Here is an 18,250-nt window from a genome sequence, read left to right as displayed (position 1 = left end):
ACCGGGAAACGGCACTTTTTCAAAGTGTAATAACCCACTATGACACTTTCATCCATACTGGCTGCAAAGTGCCGTGGGCTCTCCGAGGGCTCTCCCGAGGGGGAGTGCGGTTGCTGCGGCAACCTCTGCTGACCAAGGCGAAAATGTCTGCAACTTTGCCCATGGTCAGCACGTCTGCATGAATCTGTTCCGGTGAACCTCCTCTTGCAGACGGTGGCAGCGAAAATCGCATTTTTCACTGCCATCCATAGGCAGCGGTGCGCCTATGGGGACGGGCGATGCGAAAGGCTGTTGCCGGGGCATCACTTCTCCCGTCTTTGCTGCCATACGATGTCGTATCCCAGCACATCGGCAAGTTCCAATACTTCCTTGTATCGGATGCTTTCCCGCTGCAATTTTGCGGATAGGTTGGAAACGCTGTCGCTCCAACCATACTCGTCTGAGAGCAGGTCAACCACTTCCTGCATGGTCATTCCGGCACGGATGATCTGTGCCTTGATTTCGTTGCGTACATTCATATTGAAAATTCCTCCATATTTTTAATTTGTAGTTTGGTGCAATAGCTACTCCCCAAAGCGGAGCAGATGCACCGAACAGTGAAAAATCTGCTTTCTCCTAAATTGCTTTCATTTTGTGGGTGCCATACTCTGTCCATATAGGCATATATCCCACTTTGCTGTTCCGTGCGGTTTAGTTTTGAACAGTGAAAACACCTACTGTTCCGCGAACCGGGTGCATGGTTTGGAGAAGCACGATTTAGTGAAATAGTTTCGTCTTGCGGCCAAAAACTTTGCTGTTTCCATTACCATTGATTTTCAATGCCCGACAACAGGTCAGTTCTGACCGCTGACTGTTTCCATAAATAGAGAACAACGGGTAAAATGCTGTGTACATACGTACCAAAAGGAACAGCGAGAATTAGTTCTGCCATTCCTCCGGTACGTACGTACATGGCGAAACGTCGTAAAACCCATTTATATTAGGTCGTGTCACAGCTTCCACACCCATGAATCCCCAAACCCGCCGTCCGGCAGAGTTGGTGATGTTGTTGCAATGCTCCAGATTGAATTTCTTGGCATTGGCAATCATGGCGTCGCTGAAGCTGCGGGCTTTCAGCGGAGCAAGGGAATTTTCCTCGCACCACATCCGGTAGATTTCATAGAAATCCTTGGAGCTAATGGACGCATCCGCTTTACGCCGGATGTATCCCTCCGATTCCATGAAATCAAAGATATTGTTGTTGTCACGCTTGACCGCTTCCCTGTTTTCCCGGATACGGTCACTCTCCGTAAACTGAAAGTTGTTGGCAACAAGCCGCTGTAAACCCTCCAATGCCCACAGGAAGATGCCCTCGGCTTCGGTTTTCATCTTCTCTGCAAGGTCAGGATCGTCAGCTCTGTCAGTAGGCTTTTCTTTGGTAGTCAGCACAAGCTGTCTGCGGTAAAATCCGTCACTGCGGTCATACAAGGCTTGCAGATCACCGTTGCTGAACGCAAGCAACCGGGCAAACATCCAGCCCTGATAACTCTGCTTGCCTTTGCGTTCCAAATCCATCTTGCCTTGTGCGGTCACGATGGATTTTACATAGTTGGTCTGGCGCAGGGCTTCCATCCGCATATCATCATCCACGCACAGCAGAATGTGTTCCAGATCGGCACGGGCGAAGCGGTTTTCGGAAATTTTGCCGATGCTGCCGTCTTTCATATTCGTGCCAAAGATAGCAGAAAGCACAGCTCCGATTTGGGATTTGCCCTCGCCGCCGTTGCCTTTAATCACCATCATGCGCTGCCCCTTGTTGGAGGGAATCAGGCAATAGCCGATAAACTCCTGCAAAGTTGGAATGTCCTCGACGTAAAGCAACCCATCCAGAAAGTTCAGCCAGATCACCGGCGCAGTAGCATCGGGATTGTAAGCAACCGGCAAACGGCTCCGCACGATAGCCGGTCTGCCCTCGGTAAATGTGCCGTTCAATAGCAGCGTACCGTTGGACAAATGAATCCGATCCTGCTCCGGTGGAAAGTCCGGCACTTGCGCTTCCAGTTTCAGCACTTCCAGAATGTTGATGATCTTCCGGGGGATATTGTTCACGGCACAGAATTTCAGCTTGTCGTAAATCTCTCCACGCAGAGGGAGATCGTCAGTCACTCGACCATCGGGCGTGAAAAAAGCTCCGTTTGCAAAGATGATCCTGCGCTCTTGCAGAAATTCTTCACAAAACAGAGCTTCGTTGATGTTCTGCCCATCAAACCACATGGGCAAATTCATATCAGGCGTTTTCCGGTTCTTTGCCATGCTGCGCCACCTCCTTTTTCTTTCTTGTGGTGTAGTCCTGCAAGAACGTAATTTTGCCGTCCTTCATCAGCTCGTCCACCACAGCAACCCGTTCTTCCAGATCGCCCACAGTTAAAATGTCTGCCATATACTCGATATGGCAGAGCATCTGGCAGGCTTCCACAAAACGATCATCCAGTGCATCGTCCGGTGTTTTCGGTGCATACCGCACTTTCCAATCTTCCAGCAGATGCAGATAGTCCGTCAGCACCCGGAAGCACAGCATTTCATCCTCCCGGAACTGACGGATATAGGGACGCTTCGGCTTGACCATAGCTGCGGCAGTGGGCGGTTTCGGGTCAAGCCCGAAGTCCAAAGCCAGCTTTTGCGCTGCTTCATAACTGCTCAGATTGAACAGCCTTGCCACAAGGTCGATCACATCCCCTTTGGCTCCGCAGCCGAAGCAGAAAAAATAGTCCTCATTCAGCTTCAAGCTCGGATGCCTGTCGTTGTGGAACGGGCAGCAAGCCATGCCGTTGTGGTTGATCTTCAGCCCATAGTGTTCGGCGGCTTGCTTTACGCTGATCGCCGCCTTGATGGTTTCGTAGATAGTCATAGATTTTTTCTCCTTCCAATTATTTTGACAAATTTCTTTGTCACCTGAATATACGTGGAAAATGACTTAGATTGAAAAAATCAAGCACTACTGCAACAAAACAAAAAAGCCCTCTTGCAATCTTGCAAAAATGCAAGATCTAAGAGGACTGAGTGATCTATATGATTTCAATCATTCTTCTCAATCGAAAAAAAAAAAAAAACGAGGTGAATGACAAGGTACAATTTTCACAGAATAAGTGAATAAAGTGAATTTTCACTTTACGGTATTGAAAAAAGTGAAAATATGAGTATAATATAATCAAGAAATGTTGGAGGTGCCGAATATGCAATATGAAAGTGAGCGCATCGAATATAAATCTCAGATGATCGAAGACCTTTATCGGGAAGTCATTGCCTTTGCGAACAGTGACGGTGGCGTGATTTACATTGGTATCGACGATCAGGGTAATTTAACTGGAATTGACGATGTGGATGAAACCTATACCCGTATCACAAACGGTATCCGTGATGCGATCGCACCGGATGTTACCATGTTTGTGCGATATATCCTCCAGGACAACAAGGTCATTCAGATTGAAGTAGGAGAAGGCAGCTATAAACCCTATTATCTAAAATCCAAGGGTATGAAGCCCACTGGTGTTTATGTTAGACAGGGTGCATCCAGTGTGCAGGCATCTCCTGACCAAATTAGAAAAATGATTAAAGAATCAGATGGTGACAATTTCGAGGCTTCACGCTGTATGGAACAGGAATTAACCTTTGATGCTGCTAAAACTGCATTCCAACGATACGGAGTTGAGTTCTCTGTTGAAAAATATCGTGCGCTGGGGATCACACAGAACGATATTTACACCAACCTTGCCTTGCTGCTCTCTGACCAATGCCACCACACGACTAAAATTGCCGTGTTCAATGATGAATTTTGCACGGAGTTCCGGGACAGCAAAGAATTCGGCGGCTCGGTATTCAAACAGTTCGAGGATTCTGTAAACTATCTTGCTTTGTGTAATAAGACCGTTTCCACGATTAAAGGAGTTATCCGCACAGATAAGAAAGATTATCCCGAAGAAGCCATCCGTGAAGCCCTGCTCAATGCTCTTGTGCACCGTGACTACGGCTTCAGCGGCAGCATCATTATCAATGTCAACGACAGCAAGATGGAGTTCATCTCTCTCGGCGGCCTTCTTCCCGGCCTTTCTACCGAAGATATCCGTATTGGCGTTTCCCAGCCGAGAAATAAAAAGCTGGCGGAAGTGTTCCACCGCCTGCGTCTGATCGAAAGCTATGGCACTGGTATTCGCCGTATTTTCAAGCTGTATGAAAACTGCCCTGTACAGCCCACTATCGAGGCAACGACCAATGCTTTCAAAATCGTACTGCCGAATATGAATGCTGCCAGTGCTGCAAGCGATGACGCACCGGCAACAACTGGCAAATCCACCGCAACCATCACCCCCCAGATGAAAACCGTGATGGATTATCTGGCAGAGTATGGCGAAATGACCGACGAAGATCTGCAGGAACTGCTGAACATCAAGAAGACGAGAGCTTATCTGCTTGCCAGACAGATGCACGAAAATGAACTGATTGACATCATTGGTAGAGGTGTAAATAAGAAATACAAACTGAAATGATCGGAGGCGCTGTGATGGATCAGGTTTTCTTACCCGGTACAATCCGTGATCGAATTAAGGATTTGATGAAATCCAAGAAAATGACGCAAGCAGAACTGGCTATCCGTATCGGAATGGCAGAAAGCACTCTGAGCCGTTTCATCAGCGGTAGCACTGATAAAATCGGCAATGAAAATATTATCCGCATCGCCCGTGTGTTCAATGTCTCCACGGATTTCCTACTTGGCGAAGTTGATGTTCCAGACCGCATAAATTACGATATTTCCGAACTTGGGCTGTCGGTACAGGCAGCGAGAAACTTGTATACCCACAAGGTAAATCCGCAGATAGTCAATGCACTGCTTGAAAACCCAGAGTTCGCAAACACCACTAATCTGATCTCCCGCTATTTGGATGATGAACTTGCCAAGGGATTTGCGACACAGAATCAGCTTTATGCAACAGTCGCCGGAATGCTTGGCAGCGCACCGGGAGCGGTTGAAGAAGTCAAGAACTTGCAGGTTCCGGTATATCAGTTTGATTTGACAGCGATTCAACGATCGTTTATGAGTGCGGTGCAAGCCGTAAAGAAGGAAGTTGGCAATGATCTGTCTGCAAGTAAAGAACTGACCTCTCAGGCAGTGAAAAAGATTTATGCCGAATTGACCAAAGGGCAGAAAAAGTCAAACAGAAAAATTACAGTCGATCAGGTTGCAGAGGCGGTTGCGAAATCGGTTTCTGATTTGCCCGGCATCGATAAAGAAATGGTCAAACAGATGTTTCTGGCATTGACCGGCACGGTAGCAGGCCATGAAAAAGGAACAAATGACCAATGAGCAACTCTGTATCGCTACTCTTAATGGCGATACGGAAGCAAGAAATGCTCTTGTAGAGAACAACCTTCGTTTTATAAAGAGAACGGCTTATGAAATGTGGAGTGCACAACGGGAATTGAACACTTCTCTTGGCATCGAAATCAACGATCTGGTGCAAGAGGGTGCTTTGGGTCTGCTGGATGGTATCTCCGGTTATCGCCCGGATACCGGAAACAAATTTCTGACCTATGCAGCTCCGGCGATCCGTAATGCTATGGTGGATTACATACGCAGCTATAATCCTACCTTTGAGGCGAAGAATTTGGGCAATATCATCCATCTGGACGAAATAGCAAAAGACGAGAACCGAGGAAAACATGAATATATTGCTGATCCTACAAAGCAAACGCCGGAACAGTTATATCTGGCGCAGGAACGGATCGATGATATTCACCATGCGTTGAACATGATCGAACCCAGAGAGGAATACTATCTGCGATACCGCTTTGGTTTTGACGATGATATTGAACACCCGCTGACGGAAACAGCAAAGCATTTCCACCTGTCTGAAAGTCGTGCAAGATCTACGGAAGCACTGGCTTTGGATAATGTGTGGCTGGAACTACCGTGGTGGTTCCATTAAACACAGACATTATAGCTTGAAAGGAATATAGGTCATGGCTAAAAAAGAAATAAAAACTGATTTGTGGGTTGCTCGTCAGCTCGACGACTCAAAAATTAAATATGATGCACAAGGCAGCGATGTTAAAGAAATCAACGATGCTTTACAGAGCGCATCGAAGCGTGGTACCGGTAACGCCGGATACCCTGAGTATGTTGCGGTCGTGAAAGACTTTGTCATCGTTATTGAAGATAAAGCCGATCTGGCTAAACACCAGAAGCTGACCGATACTGGAATTATATCTGCTGATCAGAAGGATATTGCTGACTATGCTGTAAACGGAGCGTACTTCTATGCAAAACACATTGCTCAGAATAGTAGCTTCCACAAAATTTTTGCAATCGGCGTTTCCGGCGATGAAAAGCACCATAAAATCACTCCGCTGTATGTAGATGACAGAGAAGGATATAAGCAACTCCCTGATATTGAATCTTTTACATCCTTCACAGTTGCTAATATTGAGGAATACTACACTCGTTATGTCTTGGCTGAAAAGACTGACGTTGAAAAAACTACTGAGGAAATCCTGAAGGATGCAGCTGAACTGCACGAATATCTGCGTACCTACGGTTCTCTAAAGGATCAGGACAAGCCTTTGGTGGTTTCTGGCATTCTTCTGGCACTAGACGATAAGTTCTTCAAACCCAACGATTTGCTTGGCGATGAAACAACCACGGATGGGCAGCTGATTTACGATGCTATAAAGCGCCGTCTGAAAGCATCTAATGTCGGCCCTGATGCGAAGCGTGACAAGCTGATGAGCGAATTTTCTATCATTCGCACAAGTGCTCGCTTAAATGAAGTTGATACCAAACTAGGCAAAACTCCGCTGAAATTTTACACTGAATTCTTGAAGAAGAATGTTTTTGACAATATAAAGTATCGCAGCTCCAGTGAAGATTTCATTGGAAGATTCTATGGCGAGTTTATGCGTTATTCCGGCGGTGATGGGCAGACACTCGGTATCGTCCTGACGCCTCGCCATATCTGTGATCTATTCTGTGACCTTCTGGACATTCAGGCTACAGACATTGTTCTTGACCCCTGCTGCGGCACCGCCGGTTTCCTCGTTGCAGCCATGCACCATATGCTTGAAAAGGCAGGTACTGACCAGAACAAACGGAAAAATATAAAGAAGAAGCAACTGCACGGTTTTGAACTTCAGAGCAATATGTTTGCTATTGCTGCCACCAATATGATTCTCCGTGAAGATGGTAACAGTAACATCAAATGTGAAGATTTTCTCCGACAGAATCCTGCTCAGGTACAGCTCAAAGGCGCAACAGTTGGTATGATGAATCCGCCCTATTCCCAGGGGACCAAAGCTGATCCTTCGCAGTATGAATTATCTTTTGTTGAGCACTTGCTCGATTCTTTGGCCGAAGGTGCAAGGGCTGCGGTAATTGTTCCACAGTCATCTATGACTGGCAAGACCAAAGATGAACAGGCTTTTAAGGAAAATATTTTGAAACACCATACTCTGGAAGGCGTCATCACCTGCAATACTGATACTTTCTATGGGGTTGGAACCAACCCTGTTATTGCTGTATTCACAGCTCATGAGCCGCATCCTAGTGGCAAACTTTGCAAATTCATTGATTTTCGAGATGATGGATATGAAGTACATGCACATGTTGGACTTGTTGAAGGGGATTCGGCTAAGGATAAGCGTCAACATTTGCTTGATGTTTGGAATGGTCGTGTTGAAGCTCCTTCAAAATTCTGTGTAGAATCTATGGTGAAAGCCGAGGATGAGTGGTTGCATTCCTTCTTCTATTTCAATGATGAAATACCAACGGATGCTGATTTTGAGAAGGCTATTGGAGATTATTTGACTTTTGAATTTTCTATGGTTATGCAAAACAGAGAATATTTATTTGGAGGCAATGATAACCATGAAAAAGATTGACGAAAAAAATTGGGCCGCATTCAATGTTGAAAGTCTTTTTGATGAAATCAAAGCCACCAAAGGGAAAACAACTGGACAGCTTATCAAAGGTGATGATGTTCCATATATAGCAGCTGCAAAAACAAATAATGGTTTTGCTTCTATGTGCAGTGCAAAGGAGCACCCCGAATGGATTTCCAACGGAAATGCTATCGTTTTTGTTCAGTTAGGCGATGGTGCTGCTGGGTTAGCACATTACATACCTATGGATTTCATCGGTATGAATGGTAAAACATCAAGTGGTTATAACGCTGAACTTTCAGAAAATAGTGGTGTTTTTATTGCCAAGTGTCTCAGTTCAAACAAAGCGATTTTCTCGCACGGACACAGTTGGACTGGCCGTCGACTACTAAGTACCCAGACAATGTTACCTATAAATACTGACGGGAAACCTGATTATGACTATATGTCACAATATACTCAGCAAAAAAGAGCGATATTGCTGACAAAGTATCAAAAATATGCACGAAAACGAGTCATTGAATTAAGTGAACACAATGAAATTCCTAAACCATGCCAAAAGGATTGGGACGCCTTCTTGATTTCTGATGTTTTTGATATTTTCCCTGGCAAAAGACTTGTGGCAGCGAATTCAACACCCGGCAATCGGCCTTTCATTGGGGCATTGGATAATAGCAACGGCGTTGCACGCTTTGTAAATGATACGAATATATCCTTGGACAAGAATGTGCTCGGCGTAAATTACAACGGAAACGGTATGGTTATCGGCTTTTACCACCCGTATGAGTGCATTTTCTCCGATGATGTCAAAAGATTTCACTTGAAGCACCATGAAGATAATGAGTTTGTGTTGTTGTTCATGAAAGTAACTATTCTACAACAGAAAAGCAAGTTTGGCTATCTGTACAAATTCAACGCAGAACGCATGGCAAATACCAGAATCATGCTTCCGGTTACAGACGATGGTACTCCTGATTATAAATATATGGAGCAGTACACCAAAAATCTAATGCTCAGGAAGTATAAACAGTATTTGGCGTATCTGGATTCAAAAGAAAAAACTTCTCCTGTAGTTGCAAACGATTAACCGCATTACTACAGAAAAAAATGGAGGCATATATGCAATTAACAAAAATTACAGTTAAAAACTATAGATTGCTTATTGATGCCGAGTTGGAAGTCGATCCTAAGACAACCTTAATTGTTGGCAGAAACAACACCGCTAAAACATCCTGTTTTTCGTGCATTAGAAATGTCCTGGATGGAGAAGTCTTATGTTTCGATGACTATCCACTATTAAGGCGAGAAGATTTCTATACTAAAATTGCTCTATTTATGGAGAAAAAGCTCTCTTATGAAGATCTTTGTAAGCAGATCGAGATTATTTCCATAGAGTTCTTAGTGGATTATTCTTTGGACGATCCGGATGATAACTTAGGTGCTTTGTCGCCATTTATCATTGATGTGGATGTGGACACAACAACTGCTCTAATCCGTGCGGAGTATCGCCTAAAAACCGACGAGAAAACCTTGTGGACACTCTTGGAAAGCAGTTATTATAAGGATGATGCCTTTTCACCAAGCGAAGATGCTCATAAAGTGCTTGCCGATAATTTCGGCAAATTGTTTGGACTAACCGTATATGCCATCAACCCAAATAACCCGGACGACAAACAGGTAAAAAGCCACAAGGAATTACATGATCTGTTCCCATTCCATGCAATTCCTGCTGAACGAGTTCTTGGTGAAGATGACACACATAAAAGTTCTCTTGGATCGTTAATATCCGGATTCTTTGATACGAGCGAAGCAGAACTGGATCCAGATGTTGCCGAAGAAATAAAACGGTTACGCTCAATAGTGGAAAAAGCCAATAACGATGTTCAAAAGCAGAGTGATGAAATTCTAAGTTCTGTTGTGAACAATTCTATTGGCTTTGGTTATCCCAACATAGAGGAATTAAAGCTTGGGGTTACAACGCAGCTCAGCATCGACGATCAGATCAAGAATCAGACCAAGCTATCTTATATATCCGGCACAGCAAACGAAAGTTTGCCGAGTTCCCACAATGGCCTTGGTTATAAAAATCTGATCAAAATGGAGTTCCTTCTTGCTGCATTTGCCAAGGATATTAAGAAACGTGGTGTTGCGTGTGTTCCGTTGCTCTTTATTGAGGAGCCAGAATCACATATGCATCCACAAATGCAGACCGCTTTTGCGGCATATTTGGAAAAGTTTCTTAGCAATCTATCCACTGTCAAAATACAAACTTTTCTGACCTCGCATTCCGCTCATATAGCTAATACTATGGAGTTTGCAAAAGTTCGGTATGCACAAAAGTCTACCGCCGGTGTGATTTACAAGAATTTGAACACCTTCGCTCAGGCCAATCCCGATAATGTAGATTTTATCCGGAAGTATTTAACTTTGACTAAATGTGATTTGTTTTTTGCGGATAAAGCCATTTTCGTCGAAGGTGCTTGTGAACGGTTGCTATTGCCCGACATGATTGAGAAATGCGAAACAGCTGGGGTGTTTGGTTCTTGTAAATATCCTTTATCTGCACAGTATTATGCTTTAATTGAAATCGGCGGGGCCTATGCACATAAATTCATTCCGTTTATTGAATTTTTAGGAGTTCCATGCCTGATCCTTACCGACTTAGATTCTGTAGCAGATCGAAAAGGAAGAGGCGGAAAGACCGTAAAAAAGTCGGTAGTGGTTAGCGAAGGCGAGACGACATCTAACGAAACAATTAAATGGTGGATTCGTAGAAATAAGGGGATTCCTGAGGATGATACCTCAAAAATCGACCTTTCGGAAATTATTGCTATGACAGCAGATGACAAAACCAGAGAAAAATGCCATATCGAGTTCCAAACTACTGAAAATGGATTATGTGGACATTCTTTGGAAGAAGCCATCCGCAATGTCAATCGAAAGCATTACAATTTAGGTAATAGAATAAGCGAGAAGAAGCTTGAATTTACGGGTAAGAGTAAAACAGATTTTGCTCTCGATTTGATTTACAAATATTCCGATTATTGCGTTCCTGATTACATAAAATCCGGATTAAAATGGTTAAATGACCAAAGAGTTCTTGAGTAAGGAGGTGCCGGTTCATGGGTGGAGAGTATATTGGTGCAAATTACGATCTTGCAAAAGCTGAAGCTGATAAGATTGATGCACAGATTATCGAAACACTTAAGTCTGGACACAGTTTCCGTGTTGAAGCCGGTGCGGGTTCTGGCAAGACTTACTCTCTGAATCGAGCTATTGAGTGGATACAGGAACATAAATGGTCTGATTACAGCCGAAAAAAACAGAATGTAGTCTGTATCACCTATACAAATGCAGCAGTAGATGTCATTGCAGAACGGCTTGCAAAAGACTCGTTTATTATTCCTTCCACAATCCACTCTTTTGCATGGAATGCCATCAAACAATATCAAAGCGTCTTGATTGATGCTGTCACAACAAATCCTGATTATCTGCCAGACGAAGGTGATTTTAATCAAGTCACCGAAGTTGCATATACTTTGGGACATCGTTACAAGGAAAATGGAATTCAGTACCTTTATCATGACGACGTTCTAAATCTCTTCTGCCTGCTTCTTGATAACGCTAAATTTCGCCGGGTATTTGCGGATAAATACCCTTTGATTCTGATTGATGAATACCAAGACTCCTATAAACCGATTATTGATCGCTTTATTGAGTTTTTTATAGCAAAAGGTGTTGGACCTCAGTTCGGCTTTTTCGGCGATGCCTGGCAAACCATCTATCAGTCAAACAAAGCCTGTGGAGAAATTGAACACGAAAAAATCGAGATAATAAAGAAGGGATCGAATTTCCGATCTGCTCCAAGGATTGTTCAACTTTTAAATGATATCCGCCCTGAGTTGCCGCAAAAATCAGCCATTGATGGATTTGACGGTGAAGTTTTAGTGATTACGTGTGATGATTATTCAGGAGTTCGTCGCACAGAACGCAATTTCAAAAATGAATTGCCTGCGGCCGAGTTGAGGACAAGACTGAACACTATCAGAGCAAAAATTGAACAGAATACACCCCCTGACGAGAATCTTAAAGTTCTGATGATTACGCACAAAGTTCTTGCTTCCCAACAAGGTTACGAGCAACTTTTGGATATACTGGATGATGGGTTGCGCAACAAGGAAGATCCTTTTCTTATTTTCTTTGCTGATACGATAGAACCGATATATCATGCGCTTGATACTTCGAACACCCAGTTGCTTTTTGACACGCTCGGAATAAAGCGATATCCAATTACAATGAAATCTGAAAAAACCAAATGGAAAACGCTGTATAACCAGCTAACAGAAGTTCGCACCCAAAAAGTTATAGATGTTTTGGAGATAATCATTCATAGTCAACTGATACCCATTCCGCCTAAAGTGGATGGATGGTACCGACTTTATAAGGATGCTCCAGAAACAATGTATGCATCAGAAGCTACAATTCAACAGTTTTTACAGCTGGATTATGCGCAATTTATTGCTGTTAGGAATTTTCTATATCCAGACGCACAATTTTCAACGGAACATGGCGTAAAAGGCGAAGAATACGACAATGTTGTTTTTGTTATCAGCAAGGGATGGAATCAGTACCAATTTGAAACCTATGCACCCATGATAACGGGTCATGCTACTATTCCTAAAGGCAAAGAAGCATCGTATGAACGAAACCGGAATCTTTTCTATGTTTGTTGCTCAAGACCCAAGAAGCGGCTGTTCTTTTTTATTACTGTGCCAATGGATGCCGCATTCAAAGCTTTTTTGAAAACCTTGGTAGGTGAAGACAATATTCTTACTTATCAGCAATTTATGGAAATGACTCATTAAGCAACAATGAAACACAGTCCACTGATCATCTGAACCAGTGGACTGTGTTATGTTTATATAGTTTAATCAATCAATTGATGTTCCGGCGTTCCATGTATATACTGTTCCAAATTACCACCAAGTACAAGCTGTGCATATTCCAACGGCTTATTGTAGATCAGCCAGTCCAACTCCGAACGCTGATACATATTGTCGGCAACTTCGTTCTCCACCGCAATCGTATCAATAGCAAGCATACTGCCATCAAAGAATTTCAATTCCACACAAGCGGTATCCATATTAAACTCACAAGAAATCAATCTATCCATAAGAAACCTCCATTTTGCGGGATGTTAAATCATCCCAAAATATTTGAATGCTTCTCGGATTGCTTCCTCTTTTTCCGGCGGACACTGGGGTTGTCTGGAATCATCTGATTTCGGCAGATTGTAATTCTTTCCTACCTCAATCCCGCATTTCCGTTTAATCTGCGAAATATATAGGTTGGATACCTTTAATCCACTATGTTCCAGTACATACTCCTTTATCTGCGTGTATGTTGCCCCATCCTGAAATTCGGACATATCCATATCTTCCAAAGAGAACTCAACCCGAATCTTTTTTGAGTCGACCTCGCCCTTGGAAAGCAAGACAACCGTCTCCACATGATGCGTCCACGGGAACATATCCACCGGCTGCACCACCTCAACACGATACCCTTTCCCCTCCAAAATCCGTAAATCTCTTGCCAACGTTGCCGGATCACACGACACATACACCAACCGCTCTGGTGCCATCTGCACGATACTACCCAAGGTCACCTGATCACACCCTTTTCTCGGTGGATCCACTACCACAACATCCGCTCTTCCCCCTTGCTCACTCATCTTCTTCGCATACGCCGCTGCATCACTGCACACAAATTTCACATTATCCAAGCCATTCAAGGCCGCATTCTCTCTGGCATCACGCACCGCCTGCTCAACGATTTCAATACCGATGACCTTCCCAGCTTTCTGCGCCAAAAACATACTAATAGTCCCCACGCCACAATATAAATCAATGACTGTTTCATTTCCCTTTAAATTACAAAACTCCAACGCTTTTCCATACAGCACCTTTGTCTGCACAGGATTCACCTGATAAAACGATTTCGCGGAAATATGAAACTTCAATCCGTTAATTTCATCCGTAATAAACGACTCCCCATACAGTACCTCTTCCTGTTTCCCTAAAATCACATTGTCCTCACGTGTATTCAGATTCAACACAACGCTTTTAATCTCCGGTATCGTTTGTACTAACTCCTGCACCATTTCTTCCCTATGTGCAAACTTCTTCTGTCGCACGATCCATACAACCATGACTTCTCCTGTCACAAAGGCATGTTTAATTAACAAATGACGGAATACACCGGCATTTCCATACTTTTTAAACAAGCTTCGCATCGTCTGTAACACCGCATTGATCTTTTCACTTTGAATGCCACAGCTATCCGTATCAATGATCGTATTGGAATTAATACGATAAAACCCTGTTACGACCTGTCCTTTTACAACACCTACCGGTATCTGCCCCTTATTGCGATAATGATCAGGTTGTGCCATACCTAAGACATCTTCCACTTGCACATTCAATTTCGCAATGCGCTCAATAACATCCTGCACCTTCTGTTTCTTAAATGCCAGTTGTTCTTTATAAGACATATGCTGCAGCTGACAGCCACCACATTGTTTTGCGATTGGACAAGCTGGATTTACACGTTCTTCATTCACCTTATCCAGCTTCAATAAACGCGCAAACCCATAACTCTTTTTTACCAACGTAACAACAAGCTCGCCACTTTCTTTATCCATCATACCTTTGACAAACAGTGGAAAGCCATCAATTTTCACAACCCCATGCCCATCACTTGTATAGCCGCTGCATACACCAAATACATGTTCGTTCTTCTTCATACCCATACTCCTTAAAAAAGGGCATTACGCCCTTTTCTGTTATTTATCCTTTTTCTGTTCTTCCAACAGTTTATTTGCCTGTTTCTTATTACGGGCACTGCTTAAGGTATCGGTTACTGCTTTCTTCGCAGAGGCGTTTTTCACCTTTTCCTTATACACCCATCCGCTTGTGTCATCACCTTCCGGGATGAAATTGTACACATGAATATCCAGGTCATACATTCTCACATCTTTTTGATTAGTGAAATATGTCTTGACCGGTAATATTTTAACAACCTTATCATAGGCATCATTTAAGACACTTTTCACCTTACTACTGCCTGCTTTATCATCTAAATCAATAGTAATGCGCAAGGTAGCACTCTTTAAATTGACTTCCACATTTTCTGCACCATCAAATTTTAAAGCATCCTTTACCTTTGTTAATTGTTCTTCTGTGATTGCCGGATCAAGGGAATTGTCAAAACGACTTCCAACCGTTGGCGTGCCGGCACTCTCTTTGGCACTTAAATAAATATAACCTAAAAGCAACACCGGTATCAGAATTACCACAGCGGCAATCCAATAAAGAATTCTGCTTTTCGTATGTTTTGCTTTTCCAGTCGTCTGTTTATCAGTCGTCTGTTTTTTGCCTTTTTTCGCCATATTATCACTCCTGACAATATTCATTGTACTAAATTTCATTGGAAAAAGCTATCTTTTCTTTAATTCTTCCTGAATAAGTTTGTTCGTTAAAGCCGGATTTGCCTGTCCTTTGCTGGCCTTCATGACTTGACCAACTAAGAAACCAACGGCTCTGTCTTTTCCGTTTTTAAAGTCTTCAATGGATTGAGGATTGGCATCTAATACACTGGTAACCATTGCCAACAGTTCACCGGTATCACTCATCTGCTTCATACCTTTTTCTTCCACAACGACTTTTGGATCTTTTCCCTTCATGATTTCTTCAAAGACAATCTTCGCCTGTTTGCCACTGATTTCTCCGGCTTCTACCATATTGATCATAGCAGCTAAATGCTTTGGCTCACATGGATTGTTGGCAAATTTGATATTGTCCTTATTCAAAGCTGCCGGCAATTCTACGATGACCCAGTTTGCTGCTTTCTTAAAGTTTTTCGTATGTTCACATACGGCATCAAAGAAATCACCTAAGTCACGATTGGCAACCAGAACACTGGCATCGTATTCCTTTAAACCATTTTCTTTCATATAACGTGCTTTACGTTCATCTGGTAATTCTTCCATATGTTCCTGAATATCCTTGATCCATGCAGCATCTAAACGAATTGGTGGAATATTTGGTTCAGGGAAGAATTTATAATCCACATCGCCTTCTTTTTTACGCATTAGAATCGTCGTCTTTTGCGTTTCATCATAACGACGTGTAGCCTGTACAACTTTTTCACCCTTGCTGACAAGTGCAATCTGACGTTCTACTTCCGCATCAATGGCTTTTTGCACATTGGAAATAGAGTTTAGGTTCTTGACCTCCGTCTTTGTGCCAAAGGTATCACTACCTGCTTCACGAATGGATACATTGACATCACAACGCATGCTGCCTTCTTCCATCTTTACATCCGAAACACCTAAATACAACAATAATGTTCTCAGCTTTTCGACATAAGCGGCAGCTTCTGCCCCATTGCGGATATCTGGTTCACTGACAATCTCAATCAAAGGCGTACCGGCACGGTTAAAGTCAATCAATGTACCGGCTTCTGAGTGAAACTGTTTTGCGGTATCTTCTTCCATGTGGATGCGGTTAATGCGAATGTCTTTCTCTACGCCATCCTTGGTTTCGATATGAATGCAGCCACCTTTTCCGATAGGATGAAACTGCTGAGTAATCTGAAAGCCTTTTGGCAAATCAGAATAATAGTAATTCTTACGGTCAAATTTTACGAGTGGATCAATTTCACATTTTAATGCTGTAGCTGCTTTAATTGCGAGCTTTACGGCTTCCTTATTGACACATGGCAATGTTCCAGGATGACCTAAGTCCACTTCATTGACACAGGTATTGGCAACTTCTCCAAAAGCGACAGGTGCTGAGGAGAACATTTTTGTCTTCGTTTTTAATTCACAGTGGATTTCAATTCCAATGACTGTTTCGTATTTCATGCGTCCACCTCCACATCATTTCCTTTTAAGCCGGTTTCTTCTTCAATAGCTTTTCCGATATTAAATAAGGTTTGTTCAGCAAATGGTTTTGCGGTCATATTAATACCGATTGGCATACCTTCCACAAAGCCGGTTGGCATGCTCATGCTTGGATAGCCGGAGAAATTCCCCATAACCATATAGTTTTCGGCAACCAAGACATCCTTGCTTAGGTGTTCATCCTGGCTGTCTTCACTTTTTGGCGCAATCATGCCGGATGCACTCGCAATCACGATATCATAACCAGCTAATGCTTTTTTCAGTTCTTCAACGATCAAACGGCGTACTTTTTGTGCCTTACGGAAGATTTTTTCCTGGTTTTCTTCAAATAAAGAGTAGCTGCCGATGACAAAACGTTTACGTACATAAGGACATAAGCCTTTGGTACGGGAATTGATCATGACTTCTTCCACACTTGCCCCATCTTCACGCATACCAAAGCGGATACCATCTAAATTGGAATGGTTCGCTGTAGCTTCGGCATTGGCAATGATGTAATAGACCGGCAGCATCGCACGCATCAGCTTATCATCAAAGCGTACATGCTCAACGATGGCTCCTCTAGCCTGTAATTTTTTCATCAGCGCATCAAAGTTTTCTTTGATTTCAGCATTGGTAATGGCTTCTTGTACATTATCCAATATCGCAATCTTCTTGCCTTTGATATCACTGTTGATATCGCTTGCATAGTTTGGTACCGGTTCATAAGAGCTGGTCATATCACGATCATCTCTTCCTGCTAATACTTCCAATGCCACAGCAGCATCTTCAATGGCTGTGGTAAAATATCCCACATGATCCAAACTGCTCGCATAAGGAATGATACCGTAACGAGAAATTCTACCATAGGTTGGTTTCATACCGATAATGCCATTATAAGCAGCTGGTTTACGTACACTGTCCCCGGTATCGGTACCGATGGCAAAAGGTACTACTCCACTAGCAACCAATACTGCACTACCTCCGGAACTGCCTCCGGAAATACGCGTTGGATCCCAAGGATTATTAACCTTGCCGGTATAGGCATTCTTATTCGTTCCACCCATGCCTAGCTCATCCATAGAAGATTTGGCAATGACAATCGCACCGGCTTCTTTCAGTTTTTCACTGATATGTGCATCATATACAGGAATATAGTTATCCAGTATACGAGAGCTGGCAGTTGTTCTAACACCCTTCATATTCACATTGTCTTTTAATACGATTGGCATGCCATACAAAGGAGCATGTGGATCTTTGTTCGCTAAATCAGCTAACTGGCTATCCACATCGACAAAGCTTACAACAGCATTGAGCTCTTCTTGTTTTTCTTTTGCTCTTTCAACAGCGCTTTTTACACGTGTTTCGACATCTTCGATTCTCGCTCTTTCAAAATCCATC

General features: G+C 43.1%; 16 protein-coding genes. 7 read left to right on the top strand and 9 right to left on the bottom strand.

Features of this window, described 5'->3' with window-relative positions:
• Positions 1-302: 302 nt before the first annotated feature.
• From LI241_RS06370 to LI241_RS06360, 4 genes are all read right to left on the bottom strand, one after another.
• Positions 303-518: a hypothetical protein gene (locus tag LI241_RS06370; protein ID WP_031473406.1), complete on the bottom strand. Its 216-nt coding sequence runs from the start codon at positions 516-518 to the stop codon at positions 303-305.
• 284 nt (positions 519-802) lie between these two features.
• Positions 803-931 carry a hypothetical protein gene (locus LI241_RS15795; RefSeq protein WP_255616370.1) on the bottom strand — a complete coding sequence of 43 codons (129 nt, stop codon included), beginning with the start codon at positions 929-931 and terminating at the stop codon, positions 803-805.
• Positions 919-2,292 (bottom strand): phage/plasmid primase, P4 family, encoded by a 1,374-nt coding sequence (locus LI241_RS06365; protein WP_227151094.1) that lies wholly within the window; start codon positions 2,290-2,292, stop codon positions 919-921. Before LI241_RS06365 ends, LI241_RS15795 begins: the two co-directional genes overlap by 13 nt.
• Positions 2,267-2,887 carry a CHC2 zinc finger domain-containing protein gene (locus LI241_RS06360; RefSeq protein ID WP_227151093.1) on the bottom strand — a complete coding sequence of 207 codons (621 nt, stop codon included), beginning with the start codon at positions 2,885-2,887 and terminating at the stop codon, positions 2,267-2,269. The genes LI241_RS06365 and LI241_RS06360 overlap by 26 nt, the downstream gene beginning before the upstream one ends.
• 325 nt (positions 2,888-3,212) lie before the next feature.
• Here LI241_RS06360 and LI241_RS06355 point away from each other — a divergent pair, with 325 nt between their 5' ends.
• From LI241_RS06355 to LI241_RS06325, 7 genes are read left to right on the top strand one after another with little or no spacing between them, the layout of a single operon-like run.
• Positions 3,213-4,523, top strand: coding sequence for an RNA-binding domain-containing protein (locus tag LI241_RS06355; RefSeq protein WP_227151091.1), 1,311 nt, complete (start codon positions 3,213-3,215; stop codon positions 4,521-4,523).
• A gap of 14 nt (positions 4,524-4,537) precedes the next feature.
• On the top strand, positions 4,538-5,338 hold the full coding sequence (locus LI241_RS06350) for a helix-turn-helix domain-containing protein (RefSeq protein ID WP_160265929.1): 801 nt from the start codon (positions 4,538-4,540) through the stop codon (positions 5,336-5,338).
• Positions 5,313-5,960, top strand: a complete 648-nt coding sequence (locus tag LI241_RS06345) for a sigma-70 family RNA polymerase sigma factor (protein WP_227151089.1) — start codon at positions 5,313-5,315, stop codon at positions 5,958-5,960. The genes LI241_RS06350 and LI241_RS06345 overlap by 26 nt, the downstream gene beginning before the upstream one ends.
• 34 nt (positions 5,961-5,994) lie before the next feature.
• Positions 5,995-7,908, top strand: a complete 1,914-nt coding sequence (locus LI241_RS06340) for a class I SAM-dependent DNA methyltransferase (RefSeq protein ID WP_160265931.1) — start codon at positions 5,995-5,997, stop codon at positions 7,906-7,908.
• Complete coding sequence (locus LI241_RS06335; RefSeq protein WP_227151087.1) at positions 7,895-8,995, top strand: restriction endonuclease subunit S; 1,101 nt, start codon at positions 7,895-7,897, stop codon at positions 8,993-8,995. The genes LI241_RS06340 and LI241_RS06335 overlap by 14 nt, the downstream gene beginning before the upstream one ends.
• A 32-nt stretch (positions 8,996-9,027) precedes the next feature.
• Positions 9,028-11,016, top strand: coding sequence for an ATP-dependent endonuclease (locus LI241_RS06330; RefSeq protein ID WP_227151086.1), 1,989 nt, complete (start codon positions 9,028-9,030; stop codon positions 11,014-11,016).
• Positions 11,017-11,030: 14 nt separating this feature from the next.
• Entirely contained in the window at positions 11,031-12,773 is a 1,743-nt protein-coding gene (locus tag LI241_RS06325; RefSeq protein WP_227151083.1) for a UvrD-helicase domain-containing protein, read from the top strand.
• A gap of 62 nt (positions 12,774-12,835) precedes the next feature.
• On the opposite strand, the gene LI241_RS06320 is transcribed toward LI241_RS06325, so the two are convergent.
• The 5 genes from LI241_RS06320 to LI241_RS06300 are packed head-to-tail and all read right to left on the bottom strand — an operon-like array spanning position 12,836 to position 18,249.
• Entirely contained in the window at positions 12,836-13,081 is a 246-nt protein-coding gene (locus LI241_RS06320) for a DUF6061 family protein (RefSeq protein WP_160265935.1), read from the bottom strand.
• 24 nt (positions 13,082-13,105) lie between these two features.
• Entirely contained in the window at positions 13,106-14,710 is a 1,605-nt protein-coding gene (rlmD, locus tag LI241_RS06315) for a 23S rRNA (uracil(1939)-C(5))-methyltransferase RlmD (protein WP_227151081.1), read from the bottom strand.
• 39 nt (positions 14,711-14,749) lie between these two features.
• The gene (locus tag LI241_RS06310; RefSeq protein ID WP_008689729.1) at positions 14,750-15,355 is read right to left on the bottom strand and encodes a hypothetical protein; all 606 of its coding nucleotides are present in this window, start codon (positions 15,353-15,355) and stop codon (positions 14,750-14,752) included.
• A gap of 48 nt (positions 15,356-15,403) precedes the next feature.
• Positions 15,404-16,831: an Asp-tRNA(Asn)/Glu-tRNA(Gln) amidotransferase subunit GatB gene (gene gatB / locus LI241_RS06305; protein WP_008689730.1), complete on the bottom strand. Its 1,428-nt coding sequence runs from the start codon at positions 16,829-16,831 to the stop codon at positions 15,404-15,406.
• The gene (locus LI241_RS06300; protein WP_008689731.1) at positions 16,828-18,249 is read right to left on the bottom strand and encodes an amidase family protein; all 1,422 of its coding nucleotides are present in this window, start codon (positions 18,247-18,249) and stop codon (positions 16,828-16,830) included. Before LI241_RS06300 ends, gatB begins: the two co-directional genes overlap by 4 nt.
• Position 18,250: the final 1 nt, after the last annotated feature.

This window comes from Longicatena sp. 210702-DFI.1.196, assembly GCF_020563125.1.
In the GTDB taxonomy this organism is placed as follows: Bacteria; Bacillota_I; Bacilli_A; order Erysipelotrichales; family Erysipelotrichaceae; genus Longicatena; species Longicatena caecimuris.
This window is presented reverse-complemented; position numbering and strand designations above follow the sequence as displayed.

Coding starts and splice junctions, on each gene's coding strand:
- LI241_RS06345 (WP_227151089.1), top strand. CDS start 5,313: ATGAAAAAGGAACAAATGACCAATGAGCAACTCTGTATCGCTACTCTT.
- LI241_RS06370 (WP_031473406.1), bottom strand. CDS start 518: ATGAATGTACGCAACGAAATCAAGGCACAGATCATCCGTGCCGGAATG.
- LI241_RS06340 (WP_160265931.1), top strand. CDS start 5,995: ATGGCTAAAAAAGAAATAAAAACTGATTTGTGGGTTGCTCGTCAGCTC.
- LI241_RS06355 (WP_227151091.1), top strand. CDS start 3,213: ATGCAATATGAAAGTGAGCGCATCGAATATAAATCTCAGATGATCGAA.
- LI241_RS06330 (WP_227151086.1), top strand. CDS start 9,028: ATGCAATTAACAAAAATTACAGTTAAAAACTATAGATTGCTTATTGAT.
- LI241_RS06335 (WP_227151087.1), top strand. CDS start 7,895: ATGAAAAAGATTGACGAAAAAAATTGGGCCGCATTCAATGTTGAAAGT.
- LI241_RS06360 (WP_227151093.1), bottom strand. CDS start 2,887: ATGACTATCTACGAAACCATCAAGGCGGCGATCAGCGTAAAGCAAGCC.
- LI241_RS15795 (WP_255616370.1), bottom strand. CDS start 931: ATGGCAGAACTAATTCTCGCTGTTCCTTTTGGTACGTATGTACACAGC.
- gatB (WP_008689730.1), bottom strand. CDS start 16,831: ATGAAATACGAAACAGTCATTGGAATTGAAATCCACTGTGAATTAAAA.
- LI241_RS06300 (WP_008689731.1), bottom strand. CDS start 18,249: ATGGATTTTGAAAGAGCGAGAATCGAAGATGTCGAAACACGTGTAAAA.
- LI241_RS06350 (WP_160265929.1), top strand. CDS start 4,538: ATGGATCAGGTTTTCTTACCCGGTACAATCCGTGATCGAATTAAGGAT.
- LI241_RS06325 (WP_227151083.1), top strand. CDS start 11,031: ATGGGTGGAGAGTATATTGGTGCAAATTACGATCTTGCAAAAGCTGAA.
- rlmD (WP_227151081.1), bottom strand. CDS start 14,710: ATGAAGAAGAACGAACATGTATTTGGTGTATGCAGCGGCTATACAAGT.
- LI241_RS06310 (WP_008689729.1), bottom strand. CDS start 15,355: ATGGCGAAAAAAGGCAAAAAACAGACGACTGATAAACAGACGACTGGA.
- LI241_RS06320 (WP_160265935.1), bottom strand. CDS start 13,081: ATGGATAGATTGATTTCTTGTGAGTTTAATATGGATACCGCTTGTGTG.
- LI241_RS06365 (WP_227151094.1), bottom strand. CDS start 2,292: ATGGCAAAGAACCGGAAAACGCCTGATATGAATTTGCCCATGTGGTTT.